This window comes from Nitrosomonas oligotropha, from assembly GCF_009833085.1.
GTDB classification, from domain to species: domain Bacteria; phylum Pseudomonadota; class Gammaproteobacteria; order Burkholderiales; family Nitrosomonadaceae; genus Nitrosomonas; species Nitrosomonas oligotropha.
Genome location: NZ_QRBZ01000021.1, coordinates 85,476 through 98,827 on the forward strand (window position 1 = coordinate 85,476; position 13,352 = coordinate 98,827).

The following is a 13,352-nucleotide window of genomic DNA, read 5'->3' on the forward strand; positions in this document are numbered from 1 at the left end:
CCTTCCCCGAACGGCCACGGTGATTGTCCCTTCATGAAAGCCCCTGCTTTCTGCAAGAAATAGTCCTTTTTTATCAGCCAATTCCTGCCTTAGCGTTGGCCCGTAAAATGCGAAAATTTCATCTGAAAGTTGGCCGGTGAAGCCGTCGCAGTCATTTCAAGCAATTGCGCTGCCACATCCGATCTAACCGGCACTGTTCGAGAGCGTGTTGAAACTTGTTCAGCCCAACCCTGAAAACCGGTTTGCAGTATCCACATCAGCGCAAAGAGACCGTTGTAAATGAAAACATGCCTATGAAAATATTTTGTCCATTTACTCAATTGCATTCCATTCACCGGCAACCCCAAAAGCAGCATGGAAAAACCCTGACGCTTCGGCTTATAAGCTTGTTTCTGCTGGGATACCTTGCGAATCCGGCAATGGCGGAGAACCGATCGATCAATAATCAGTTTCTGAACCTGAGCATTGAAGAATTGATGAACGTCAAGGTAACCACGGTCTCGAGAAATCCGCAACGGCTTACCCAAGTAGCATCCGCAGTTTTTGTCATTACCCAGGACGACATCCGCCGCTCCGGCGCAACGAGTATTCCGGACGCGCTGCGCATGGCGCCCGGTGTGCAAGTCGAACGCGTCGGCACTGACAAATGGGCCATCAGCGTGCGCGGTTTTAACGGTCTTTATGCCAACAAGCTGCAAGTGCTGATGGACGGCCGCAGTGTCTATTCACCGATTTTCTCCGGCGTATTATGGGAACAACAAGATACGCTGATGGAAGATATCGAACGCATCGAAGTGATCCGCGGTCCTGCCGCCACATCGTGGGGATCCAATGCAGTCAACGGCGTCATCAATATTATCACCAAGAAAGCCGCCGATACCCAAGGCGCGCTCGTCACCGCCGGGGGAGGTAGCTTCGAGAACGGTTTTGCAGGCGCCCGCTATGGCGGCATGATCAATGAAGACACGCCTTTCCGTGTCTACGCCAAAGGATTCACCCGCGGCCAGACCCAATCGCTATCCGGCGAAAACGCCAACGATCAATGGCACTCGGCCAGGGGCGGATTCCGTATCGACCATAGTCGAGGCATTGACCAATTTACCTTGCAAAGCGATTTCTTTTCCAATTTTGATGGCGGCACACTGGATAAGAGCGCTTCCAATCTAGCGACCAACCGTTCCGGTGAAATGCGCGGACATAACGAAGGCGGCAATATCCGCTTCCGCTGGGACCGGACGTTCTCCGAGCAATCCGCTTTTATGTTGCAAGCCTATTACGACCGCAGCCGGTCGCAATTATTGCCGATCGGAAAATTCGATGCCGAAAGCTTCGATGTGGATATGCAATACCGCTTTCCTCTGTTCGAGCGGCATAATCTGACCTGGGGCGCCAATTACCGGCTGTATCACAACAAAGTTCCCGATACCAATCTACTCACGCTTTCTCCACGCGATCAAACGAATCATTTGATCGGCACGTTTATCCGCGATGACATCACGCTGATACCGGATCGCTTGTTGTTTACCGTAGGCAGCCGGTTTGAGCATAACGATTTTACCGGTATGGAGATACAACCCAATGCGCGCCTGATGTGGACACCCAATACGGAGAACTCGATCTGGATGGCGGTATCGCGCGCGGTCAGGACGCCTTCCCGCGCCGAGAATGACGCCATCATCAATATCACACCGCAATTACAGAGCGCGATCGGATCGCCTCTTTTGCCGCTTCCTATCACCGCATTATTGAACGGCAGCAGTGGCTTCAATTCCGAGAAACTGATCGCGTACGAACTGGGATACCGTTATCAGTTTTCACCTCAGGCTTCCATCGACATGACAGGCTTTATCAACGATTACAGTCAAATGCGGGATTCAGCCTTAGGCGCTTTATCGCTGAGCAGCGGATCTCCGAGACAGCTTATTCTGCCTTTCACGATCAGCAATCAAGGATCCGCGCTTACCTATGGTTTTGAGACATCGCTCGATTGGAAACCCAAAGATAATTGGCGCTTGCAAAGCAGCTATAGTTTTCTCCATATCGACTTTTCCTCGAAAAATTTCCTGACGAAATCCGATCCTTCCGGTGGCGGCGCAGAGAAAGTATCACCACAACATCAGTTGTCGGTCCGTTCCAACTACGACTTGTCCGAACGGCTGCAATTCAATCTTTGGCTGCGCTACATCAGTAATATCGGGTTTTATCATATCCCGGGCTACGTCACGATGGATGCCAAGCTGGCATACAAGCCATCAGAAAATACCGAGCTTTTCGTCGTTGGACAAAATCTATTCAGTCAAAACCATAGAGAATCGGTATCCGAGTTCACTCCCATTGTTCCCGTGTTCATTCCACGGGGTGTTTACGCTGGCGTGCAGTGGCGCTTCTAATGGGAATGTGAGCATGCGCTTTTTGCATCGACTATTGCGGCTGCCGGATAACCCCTTAAAGCGGAGCATCCGGGCCTGCCTATTCGCTGTATTGCTCGGCTATGGCTTGCCTGCCGCGCACTCGCCAGTCAATGCAGGCAACGTTTTGGAATACCAAGTAAAAGCTGCTTTCATTTACAACTTTATCGCATTCACGCAATGGCCAGTCACTACCGGCCCTACAATCAATCTGTGTGTATACGGGGAAGATTTCTTTGGCAGTGAAATCGACAAATTGCAAAGCAAACCGGTTGACAAGCGGCATATCAAAGTCGTGCGTATTACCGCCCCGGAAAAATTGGCCGATTGCCAGGTCATTTTCTTCTCCAAATCGGTGAGCGGCAGCTTGTCGAGCTTATTGATGAATTTACCCGGTCAACCTATCCTGACCTTGGCCGACAGTCCCAATGCCATATCCCACGGGATAATGATCAATATGAATCTGGTCAATGAAAAAATCATATTCGAGATTAATTTAGGAATTGTCCGCCAATCGGGACTGGATATCAGCTCAAAACTGCTTCAGCTGGCAACCAAAGTGCACCAGTAAGCGCCATCTTACAACTTGCAATGCTCAGAAATGTTCGCTTTTTCCCGGTCAAATCCTTCTTTAGATCGAATACTTGAAATGTACAATATTTCTTATCCTTTCCATTGATGATCAAGAAGAAAGTCCATCACGGATACTTATCCATACCATTCAATTAACCGGAGATTTAACTATGAAACGGCTCATTCTATCGGCTTGCACATTTATTCTGACCGCTCACATTCAGCTTGCTTTCGCCACCCTATCCAGCGACACGGAAAAATTGCTCAATTGGGCTGAAAAGACCTTCCCGCAATTCTTCCCCAGCCCTCAAGCCACACAGAATATCGAACCCTGGCTATTCCGCTATTATCCGGAGACAGGCGTTTATGCCGGTGTCAATAAAAGTGACAATGCTGCTTATGTGCTGGGCGGACCTTGGGGAAACACTCCGGCAGTAATCGATACACTCGCTAACCTGATCACTCAGATCGACAGTTCCGGCGGTAACGGCGGCATCGCGGGTTGTGATACGACCGATGCGCTTTCCGGCGTATCGTACAGTCAAAGCGGCAATGTCGTTACCGTGACAACCAACGGCCAATGCGTCACCGCCCCGGATATCTCTAAAACCAATCTCTGCCAAGTCCCTCAGCAAACAGCGGCAAGCGGTGTTTCCTTGCTCGGGAGCAATACCGTAACCGAATCCCGCATCGAGGGCCTGTCTACCAGCATTCCGGGATTACCCAATCCGTTTCAAGCCATTGTAGATGCCGCAGCCAATGTTAAGCACTGCACGATGAATGCACCGGCTTCTACTGCCAATCTGGTCGTGAATTCCGATCTGTGTCTCGATATTACAGCGCCCATCAGCGAAACCCTGGCAGGTCTGCCAATCACAGGAATTGTAGTTTCTCCACCAGTGAAATATTACACAAAAGGAACTTACACCAGCCAAACGGTCAGTGATTGCTTTGCTACCGACGCCACTACCATCAGCGATGCTTTTACAGGAGAAATCTGGGCGAAACAAGGCGGCAGTTTCGTCAAGATTCAATAACGGGGAGGATTAAGACTGGCGCGAAACCATCCGCGCGCATCATCTCAAAGTTGTGAGTTCGTTGAGTGCAGCTGACAAACGGACAAAACGAGATTCTCCAGGCGACAATTCATTGGCCGCTTGGAGGCTATGGCGTGCTTCTTCAATCAGCTCCGGGGTCGGGCCTTTTTTCTGCATATAGGTAATGATCACATATGCCAGATTGAGTAGCACGCGTATGTTGGCGGGCATCGCGCTATAGGCGTCGCGCATCGCACTCACAGCTTCTTCGTACTGCCCTTTACTGATCAGCAATACCCCACGATTCATAATCAGCATGGCTTCTTGCCGTGAAGTTTCAATCAATCGGCTGCCTTCTTCGCCCATGCCGGCCTGGTCAAATATTTCTGCCACATCGCGCAGTAAAGTAGCGCTTTCAGGATTGTTCTTGATTTCACTTTGCAGTAATTGAATAGCTTTCTCTTTATCGCCGGTCGTCAAGAGCAGACGGGCAATTTCCAAAGCTCCGTCAGAATCCGGATGTATGCTGTCATTGCTGATTGACTGACTCAGTTCATCGGCGATCTGTTTCGCCTTTTCGGCATTTCCACTTTGATGATGAATCATCCCTTCAACCGCCAATGCTTTCGTGCGCACCTCGTCTGCCGCAAAATTCTTATTGAGCTGCCCCAGCACTTTCAATGCTTGTTCGACGTTTTTATTGGCACTGCATGCCTTGGCAAGACCCAGATAGGCATCCGCCGTGCGCAACACGGAATTTTCTCCAAGCGACACACTCTTGCGGAATGCGCGCTCGGCATCTTCCAGCTTACCGAGTTTCATCGCAACCTGACCGAGGTTTTTTTGCCGTGTAACAGAATTCGGCGATAGCTTTACTGTACGTTCAAGAACATTCCCGGCTTCTTCCAGATCACCCATCACTTGCAGCGTATGCGCCAGCAGATCTTGCGCTTCAAGATAAGCCGGATTCGCTTCCGTGGTTTCTTCCAGCAAGTGCTTGGCCGCATCCAAATCATTCTTCTTCAGCAATATCTTGGCCAACGCCGCTTTGGCCCAGGGAAGATCACGTACAGCCAGAATATCTTCCAGTACTTGTTTGGCGCGGTCATACTCACCGCTAACCAGCAACAAATCACACTTGGTGCGCAGCAAGTCAGCTGCATGCGCCTTATCCGAAGCCAAGCGCTGATCGCACAAATGCATGGCTTTAGAATAATCCTGTTGTTTCATGGCTTTGTATATTTCCGCAAACGCCGCTTTTTTGGTCCAAATTTTGGCTAACCGTGAACGCAAGCTCGCTTCCGTGACCGGTTTCAGCAAATAGGCATCAGGCTGATACTCCGCAGTCCCGGTAACCGCTTCCATGGTTTTTTCCGCAGTGATCATGAGCCAAAGGCAAGAAGGCCCGACCAGCGATTGATATTTTGCTTCTTCAAGCACTTGCTGGCCATTCTTTCCGGAGCCCAGAATAAGATCGCAGAGCACAATGTCAAATGGCACTTTTTTCAACCAGGCGATCGCTTCATTGCCATTGGTAGCCATATGTATCTTCTTGACTTCAGCACCGCAACTACTGATCATATCGCGCAGAATACTGCGCATTTCCATGTAATCATCGACGATCAGTACATTTTTCCCTGAGAAATTTAACTCAGTGGCAGGCGTTGAGATGTCTAGCGGATTAATATGCATGATTCAAGAATTAGAATGAATGACTGTTACGGCAGATGGAGTACGAAACAAGCGCCTTGCAGCGAACCGCCGTTTTCCAAGCAAAGATCGCCCTGAGTGCCTTGATTACGATGCATTCCTGCCACCATGGCGGAGAAATAAAGCCCCAGACCTGTACTCCCGCCATGAAAATCGACGCTCTGCATGACATTACCGTTTCCTTCCAATAACTCAGGCGGATAGCCATCACCATCATCTTCAACCCGCAGCACCAATCCACCCTCATGTTCTTCAGCACTGATCAGGATATGATCATGGGTATGGCGCATGGCGTTATTTAGAGCATTACCGATGACACCGCTGATGAGATCTTCGTCAAAATACCAATACAGCCCGGGATCTACCCGGACTTCCAGGTGGATTTGGCGAAATTTCAGCAACTGCGCATATTGCGCAACGGTCGTACGCAGAAAGTCGTCCAGGCAAACGGATTGCGGATCAAAGGGATATATTTTCTGACCCAGCTTATAGAGTGTCAGCAATTGAATCAGACGGTTATTAATGCGTTTCGCTTCATGATTCATCTGCACCAATTCGGCATGCGTGGAAAGCTCGGCCGCTTCAACCGAAGTCAACACCTTATCCAGACCGCAAATGAGCATGCTGACTGAGTTTTTCATGTCATGCACGGAAGAAACCAGAAAATTCGCCATATTGAATACAACCGGGATATTGGTTGTATTCGTCTGCTTCTTATTCGATATCCCTACCATGTGATTCCCCGCATAGCATGCGCTTTCGATTCGTTATCAATGGGGAATCTAACGGCAAATCACTTTAAACCTGTAGTGTTGAAGCTCAATCAGCAAGTTAGGGATAGGTTCCTAGAATCACATGGCGTTTTCTTAAGTTTTGCAATATTTCGATGCCTCCCTGAATCACGGCATCGGGTTGAGGATGATTCAGCTCTGCGGCAACTTGTTGCAGCACCGTCCGTCCCGGCACAGGATCATCGCCGGAAAGCAATTGCAGCAGCCGCGCAGTTACCGGATTGATTTCGATAAAGCGCACGTCAAACTCAGCATCGCGATAAACAATCAAATGGGTTGGCTTGCCATCGGCTTCATTGGGTTGAAAAGCCGGACCGATTTTGTGCACGGGGAAGCGGTAGTTCAATGTCCAGGCTAGCGGCGAAATTACCGGAACGCCGTCGAGCAGGTCGCCGTGTGCATCGATTCTCGTTGCGTCGATTTTTTCATCCAGCAACGACAGCGCTAATTCAACCCACTCATAATGCGCCAGCTCCAGCATAAAGGGCGGATCATCCGGTTGCGATTCGCGTTCATGTTCCAGATACTGCAAAAACTCGCGCGGCATTTCCGGAAATAGCGGCGTATGTGATACATGATGGGCGAAATAGTCGCGGATCATGGCGTGCCAGCGGTCATCCGGCAATATCCGGCGCAACACCGGAAACGTGTTGGCGATAAAATCCTCCACGTTGTTATAAAACAATTCGCGGTAGATTTTCATGCGCCGGTCTTCGATCCCTTCCGGGCAAGGATTCTTCTCCGGATCGCGGATATGCGCGGCAAAAGCATATTGTTGCCGCACAAAACCGGAACGATCAGCCGTGTTGTATGTGCTCACCGGTTTGATCCTGCCATTTGGATTGCAACTCACGAATGACTGCCACTTCTTGCAGCAGATCCGCGAGCGGCGGAAGATTGAAATCGCGCTCCAGCAAGGTCGGGATAACGCCAAAGTGCTGATATGTTTTATCGAGTAGTTGCCAGACCGGATCGATCACATCCGCGCCATGCGTATCCACAATCAGATCCTCGGCTTCCCGGTAGTGTCCGGCAACGTGAATATAACGAATACGCGCCGCGGGCAGTTGGTGCAGAAATGTCTCGGCATCGTAGCGATGATTGACGCTGTTGACATAAATATTATTCACGTCCAGCAGCAAATCGCAATCCGCTTCCTGCAATACCGCAGTGAGAAAATCAATCTCTTCCAGCGTTTTTCCCGGCGCGGCATAGTACGAAACGTTCTCGATGGCGATGCGTTGTTCCAGAATATCCTGTACCCGCCGGATGCGATCCGTCACATAGCGAACGGCTTCTTCGGTGAACGGAATCGGCAGCAGATCATATAAATGCCCATCGTCACTGCAATAGCTCAGATGTTCACTGTAATAGCGGATGCGGTGCTCGCGCAGAAAACGTTTCAGCCGTTGCAGAAAAGCTTCGTCCAGTGGCGACGGTCCGCCGATTGAGAGCGACAGTCCATGACAAATGAACGGAAACCTTTCGGTCAGCTCGCGAAACGTCTTGCCGTAACGCCCGCCGACATTGATCCAATTTTCCGGAGCCACTTCCCAGAAATCGACCGGTGGGGCGGTTTGATCCGCCAGCGAACTGAGCATCGCACGCCGCAGACCCAAACCTGCGCCATGAACAGGATAATGCTGGCTGCTCATGGGTGGTGCGGATTACTTCTTAGAACCGCATTTACCTTCACCGCATTTACCCTCTTGCTCGGCTTTCTTGCCGCCGCATTTACCTTCCATGTTCTGTTTCATTTCTTCTTTTTTAGCGCCACACTTGCCCTCGCCACACTTGCCTTCCATATTTTGCTTGGTTTCCTTGCCGCCGTCTTGCGCCGGTTTGTTCGCGCCGCTGGCATCGGCCAGTTGCATGTAGCCGCCGGATAATTCATTCATCGCAAATGGGTTGGCAACGGTGTCAGCCGACAGATTGCTGGCCGCCAGGCTGGTGACTAATACAGTGCCTATTGCCAGTGAAACGGGTTTCATTGATTTTTTCGACATTGATTATTTTCTCCATAAAAATTGATCGTAACTGCAAACGCCAATGATAACGCCAAATCGGCGCGAAGTCGCCCGTTTCTCTACGCTCAACCTGACCTATCTTACTTTTGTTGCCTGCGCCTCTCTGATAAACTCAGCGCTTCGAAAAATATTATAAAAATATGCCAGTTAACTAAGGAGCTCCGAATGTTTGACAAACCCAACCAGCTTGTTTTTTACATCAATGCCGCAATCTTTGTCTTTGGTGTATTGGTTGCACTGCTGACGAATTTCGTCGTGCATGGACTGATATTCACCGTCAGCGCCGCGCTACTGATTTTCGAACAAATCAGACAAAACAAACACGCATTTTCCATCGCGGATTTAAGAAAAATACTGACGGTGCACGACACTTGCGGGAAAAAAGCGACCTTGACGCAAATACAGATGACCACCGCATGTCATGCCGATAATTCAGAATATTGGTTTAAGAATATCCGTTCGATCGGCAGCATCAGCAATTTCCGCATCAATAACACCGATCCAGCCGAACTGCGCAAAGAAAACGACAGCTACGAAGTTTGCATGAAATTCCCGCCGGAGCTGAAAGTCATCAACGGTTCCGATTTAACCCTGACGTATCAATGTGACGGCGCTTTCACGCAGAACGAAGGCCTCCTCTCCCATGTCGTCGACGATGACACGAAGCGGTTACGCCTGATCGTTCAATTACCCGCGGGACGCGCCATTTCAACCGCCCGTTTTTTCTGCATCCAGGACGGCAAAGAAGAAGCGCTGCTTCCGCCTGTGATCATCGGACAAACCATTGAAGCGGATATCAGAAACCCGATACGGGGAGTGGAGTACTGCCTGCAATGGAATTGGGAAGAAGAAGGCTTGATCAAAAAAGTAAGCTGTCTTTTCTAAACCGCCAGCAAACTGTCATCCTGCCCGTTTGCAGTAACAGGATTGAATCAGCGGAACGATTGCCTGAATTTTCCAACCGGACCGGCTGGATTGAAAAATCCGGTTTGTCCGGTTTCCCACCGCCGCCTTGATAGCACAAACATCGCAAACCATTGAATCTTCTTAAAGCACTCGCTGCGGTCAGCAGCATGACTTTCATCTCGCGTATTCTCGGTTTCTTGCGCGATATCATCATCGCGCGGATTTTTGGCGCGGGCATGGAAACGGATGCCTTCTTTGTCGCATTCCGCATTCCGAACTTGTTGCGGCGGATATTCGGAGAGGGGGCCTTTTCGCAAGCATTCGTTCCGATTCTCGCCGAGTACAAAAAAAATCGCACAGCTGAAGAAACGCGCGACTTCATCGATCACATCACGATGATCCTGACCATCTCGCTGTTCATGGTCACTGTTATCGGTATTATCGCTGCACCGCTGATTATCTACGTCAGCGCACCGGGATTCTCCGCCGATCAGGACAAATTCAATTTGACCGTGGCGCTGCTGCAAATCACATTCCCCTACATATTATTTATTGCGCTGGTCGCTTTGGCGGGAGGCATACTCAACACATTCGGGAAATTTAACATTCCCGCGCTGACCCCCGCATTATTGAATCTGTCCTTTATTGCTTGCGCGCTATGGCTCACCCCTTTGATTGATCCGCCCATTCTGGCGCTGGCTTGGGCGGTTTTTATCGGCGGCATTTTGCAACTGGCTTTCCAGATTCCTTTCCTCTTACGGCTCAAATTAATGCCGCGGATCCGTTTTAAAAATCCGGACACCGGCGCCTGGCGCGTGCTCAAATTGATGGGGCCCGCTATTTTCGGTGTATCGGTGAGTCAAATCAGTCTGCTGATCAACACCATTTTTGCTTCATTGCTGGTAACCGGCAGCGTATCGTGGCTTTATTATGCCGACCGGCTCATGGAATTTCCCGCAGGCCTGCTGGGCGTCGCGCTGGGCACCATTCTGCTGCCATCGCTGGCGCGGCATTACACCAGCAACAGCCGCGAAGAATACTCCCGCCTGCTGGATTGGGGATTACGCATGACCATCCTGCTGACCTTACCGGCAGCGCTTGCGTTTGCATTGCTGGCCACCCCCTTGATCACCACGCTCTTTCATCATGGCGCATTCACCGATCACGATGTCTGGATGACACGCGAAGCTCTGATCGCCTACAGTGTCGGCTTGCTCGGCATCATCCTGGTAAAAGTGCTCGCACCGGCATTCTACGCACGCCAGAACATCAAAACACCGGTAAAAATCGCCATCATCACGTTAACCGCAACGCAACTGATGAACCTCGCCTTCATCGGCACACTCCAGCATGCCGGACTGGCCCTAGCCATCGGCTTGGGCGCATGCCTCAACGCCGGATTGCTGTTTTACCAATTGCGCAAGCAGGAAATCTTCCAACCACAACCCGGCTGGCTCATTTTCTGTGTGAAAATATTGCTGGCATTGGCGGCGATGGGCGTTGTGCTTTGGTTCGCGGCAGGAAGCGATGCCTCGTGGCTGACCGACTCGACACTGACACGCGCCGGGCGCTTAAGCTGGGTGGTAGCAGCTGGCGCAAGCAGCTATTTTGCGGCACTCTGGCTGCTGGGATTCCGCCTGAAAGACTTCACTCAGCGGCAGACGTTGTAATCCTTCCGGCCGCTATAGCCAGCGCAATAGGTGAATGCCAAGCTCTGGACGATTGAGCAATTTTTACTGATAGGACCACTTGACTCAATACTAAAATTTCCCTGCTCATACAAGAATTGTGCCATTCGATCCTTACTTATCAGTTAGCTCTGATAGTGGAATAATCATCATCAGTTACATAAAAATCGGAATTTTCCTACTCCATAAGTGATTGTTAATCGGGCAAATTGATGTTTTAATGCCGATAGTACTCAACTAAGCTCATAATAGGAATGAGTTCATTACACCCAGTTTAAATGAGCCATCTGCATTACCCTTCAATACACAATCAGAAATAACTTATTGATATATTAAATATATGTGCAGATCCTGACGGGAGGATGAGTCATGCTTCGCAACGATTGCAGTCCCAAATATAACAGTCTCCTTAATGCGCTAACACCCGAGGAATACGAGCGCATTTTTCCGTATCTGGAATTTGTCGACATGCCATTGGGCAATGTGCTTTATGAATCAGGCGAGAAATTGCATTACGTATATTTCCCCATTGACTGCATCGTATCGCTACTGTATGTGATGGAGAATGGCTCATCAGCAGAGATCGCTGTGATCGGCTTTGAAGGGGCTATCGGCATCGCTCTCTTCATGGGCGGCCAAACCATGCCGAATCGTGCCGTGGTGCAGAGTGCAGGGTACGCCTACCGGATACGGCCCAATCCATTTATGCAGGAATTTGACCGGCATGGTGCGATGCTTAATCTCATGCTGAAATATACGCAGGCAATCATCACTCAAATGGCGCAAACGGCCGTTTGCAACAGGCATCATTCGGTCGATCAACAGCTTTGCCGCTGGTTGTTGCTTAGCCTGGACCGGCTGCCTACCAACGAGCTGCTCATGACTCAGGAATTGATCGCCAATATGCTGGGCGTGCGCCGTGAAGGCGTCACAGAAGCTGCTGGAATATTGCAACAGGCAGGATTGATTCATTACAGTCGAGGCCATATCACCGTGCTAGACCGGCAAGGTCTGGAGGCTCGGGTCTGCGAATGTTACCAAGTGGTCAGAAGGGAATTCGATCGCCTATTGCCAGCAGCCGAACAGATTGAAGCAGTGGCAGCTCGTATTTCCCTGGCACGTCACCTTGACATTCACACAACCCACAAACGTTCTGCTTCTTAGAAAATCGAGGAACGCTCAGCAGCCTGTCAGGCTGATCATAACACTGCGCCCCATCGATACGGCTCATCCCCAGTGTAGTTGATTGTATTCATCATGCCGTTCGCTCTGATGGGAAAGTAACCCATCAGAGCGAACGCATTAAAATCGCCAGTACGTTCCCATCAGTTTATTACTGCGTGAGCGCTATGCAGTTCTTCATGCGCCACAGCAGAACCTATTCTACTTTTTAAATTAAATACTTTGATACGATTTAACCCAACTGTCCGCCGATATTCACTCAATTACGCTCAATGTTCGGTCACGCACAGAACTGCACGCGCATAAGGAGCATTATCGTGATGCTGGGTCCAATCCTGGGAAATGCCAGAGCTTAGCATCCGATTTAATCATAAGGAGTCTTATCATGATTCAAGTTAAAAAAACCTCAATAATGAGTTTGGTTATCAGCGCCGCTTTTTTATTAACCAGCACTGCCGCCCTTGCCGAATACACTCAGACACAGAATAAAATTGATGACAAGCAGGATTCAGGCAAGCAATCACAATCCAACGCGGATTCTAAAAAGAAAAGCGATGAAGACAAAAGCGGAAAAAGTGCTTCCGATAAAAAAACTGACAGTAAAACCAGCAAACCCGCCGAAGTGGACCAAAAAAACCCGGTGGGAACAGAAAGAAAAGGAAATTATTAATTTTTGAAGTGACTCCCAATAACCGGGCCGGTTTTGGGTATAGCTTCACAAAGATAAACCTCCGGATGACCGATTCGGAAGTCTATTGGATTAAATATTAAAGTATAAGGAGAAAACACATGATTAGCTGGGCAGTTACATTCCTCATCATTGCGATTATTGCAGGTGTTCTGGGTTTTTCAGGCATTGCGGGTACGGCAACCCAAATAGCCTGGATTGCGTTTGTAGTCGGCATTATTATGGCCATCTTTTTCTTTTTGACGGGAAGAGGATCGCCCCCATCCTGAAACTGGCAAATTAATCAACCGGAAAAGATCATTCGTGTGAGGCGATGGATTGGCTTTGCGATGTATGAATATC

At 49.6% G+C, this 13,352-nt stretch carries 13 protein-coding genes; 8 read left to right on the forward strand and 5 right to left on the reverse strand.

What is annotated here, in order from left to right; all coding sequences use genetic code 11:
- The first annotated feature begins 293 nt into the window (after window positions 1-293).
- The 3 genes from ABD07_RS06980 (at window position 294) to ABD07_RS06990 (ending at window position 4,018) form a co-directional block, all read left to right on the forward strand.
- Entirely contained in the window at window positions 294-2,390 is a 2,097-nt protein-coding gene (locus tag ABD07_RS06980; RefSeq protein ID WP_240142461.1) for a TonB-dependent receptor plug domain-containing protein, read from the forward strand.
- A gap of 13 nt (window positions 2,391-2,403) precedes the next feature.
- A complete protein-coding gene (locus ABD07_RS06985) occupies window positions 2,404-2,979 on the forward strand; it encodes a YfiR family protein (protein WP_160817688.1) in 576 nt (191 codons plus the stop codon).
- A gap of 172 nt (window positions 2,980-3,151) precedes the next feature.
- On the forward strand, window positions 3,152-4,018 hold the full coding sequence (locus tag ABD07_RS06990; RefSeq protein WP_160817689.1) for a hypothetical protein: 867 nt from the start codon (window positions 3,152-3,154) through the stop codon (window positions 4,016-4,018).
- Window positions 4,019-4,057: 39 nt separating this feature from the next.
- Here ABD07_RS06990 and ABD07_RS06995 read toward each other — a convergent pair whose 3' ends face one another.
- The 5 genes from ABD07_RS06995 to ABD07_RS07015 form a co-directional block, all read right to left on the reverse strand.
- Window positions 4,058-5,710 (reverse strand): tetratricopeptide repeat protein, encoded by a 1,653-nt coding sequence (locus ABD07_RS06995; protein ID WP_160817690.1) that lies wholly within the window; start codon window positions 5,708-5,710, stop codon window positions 4,058-4,060.
- A gap of 26 nt (window positions 5,711-5,736) precedes the next feature.
- A complete protein-coding gene (locus ABD07_RS07000; RefSeq protein WP_160817691.1) occupies window positions 5,737-6,462 on the reverse strand; it encodes a sensor histidine kinase in 726 nt (241 codons plus the stop codon).
- Between the two features lie 97 nt (window positions 6,463-6,559).
- Window positions 6,560-7,339 (reverse strand): HvfC family RiPP maturation protein, encoded by a 780-nt coding sequence (locus ABD07_RS07005; RefSeq protein WP_160817692.1) that lies wholly within the window; start codon window positions 7,337-7,339, stop codon window positions 6,560-6,562.
- Window positions 7,317-8,174, reverse strand: coding sequence for an HvfB family MNIO-type RiPP peptide maturase (locus tag ABD07_RS07010; RefSeq protein ID WP_160817693.1), 858 nt, complete (start codon window positions 8,172-8,174; stop codon window positions 7,317-7,319). Before ABD07_RS07010 ends, ABD07_RS07005 begins: the two co-directional genes overlap by 23 nt.
- A 12-nt stretch (window positions 8,175-8,186) precedes the next feature.
- The gene (locus tag ABD07_RS07015; RefSeq protein WP_160817694.1) at window positions 8,187-8,525 is read right to left on the reverse strand and encodes an HvfA family oxazolone/thioamide-modified RiPP metallophore; all 339 of its coding nucleotides are present in this window, start codon (window positions 8,523-8,525) and stop codon (window positions 8,187-8,189) included.
- Between the two features lie 186 nt (window positions 8,526-8,711).
- Between ABD07_RS07015 and ABD07_RS07020 the strand changes: the two genes are divergently transcribed.
- The 5 genes from ABD07_RS07020 (at window position 8,712) to ABD07_RS07040 (ending at window position 13,279) form a co-directional block, all read left to right on the forward strand.
- Window positions 8,712-9,431 carry a hypothetical protein gene (locus ABD07_RS07020; protein WP_160817695.1) on the forward strand — a complete coding sequence of 240 codons (720 nt, stop codon included), beginning with the start codon at window positions 8,712-8,714 and terminating at the stop codon, window positions 9,429-9,431.
- Between the two features lie 152 nt (window positions 9,432-9,583).
- Window positions 9,584-11,122 (forward strand): murein biosynthesis integral membrane protein MurJ, encoded by a 1,539-nt coding sequence (gene murJ / locus ABD07_RS07025; RefSeq protein WP_160817696.1) that lies wholly within the window; start codon window positions 9,584-9,586, stop codon window positions 11,120-11,122.
- A 387-nt stretch (window positions 11,123-11,509) separates the two neighbouring features.
- Window positions 11,510-12,304 (forward strand): Crp/Fnr family transcriptional regulator, encoded by a 795-nt coding sequence (locus ABD07_RS07030; RefSeq protein WP_160817697.1) that lies wholly within the window; start codon window positions 11,510-11,512, stop codon window positions 12,302-12,304.
- Between the two features lie 403 nt (window positions 12,305-12,707).
- Window positions 12,708-12,992, forward strand: coding sequence for a hypothetical protein (locus ABD07_RS07035; protein WP_160817698.1), 285 nt, complete (start codon window positions 12,708-12,710; stop codon window positions 12,990-12,992).
- Between the two features lie 119 nt (window positions 12,993-13,111).
- Window positions 13,112-13,279 carry a DUF1328 domain-containing protein gene (locus tag ABD07_RS07040; protein WP_132424123.1) on the forward strand — a complete coding sequence of 56 codons (168 nt, stop codon included), beginning with the start codon at window positions 13,112-13,114 and terminating at the stop codon, window positions 13,277-13,279.
- Window positions 13,280-13,352: the final 73 nt, after the last annotated feature.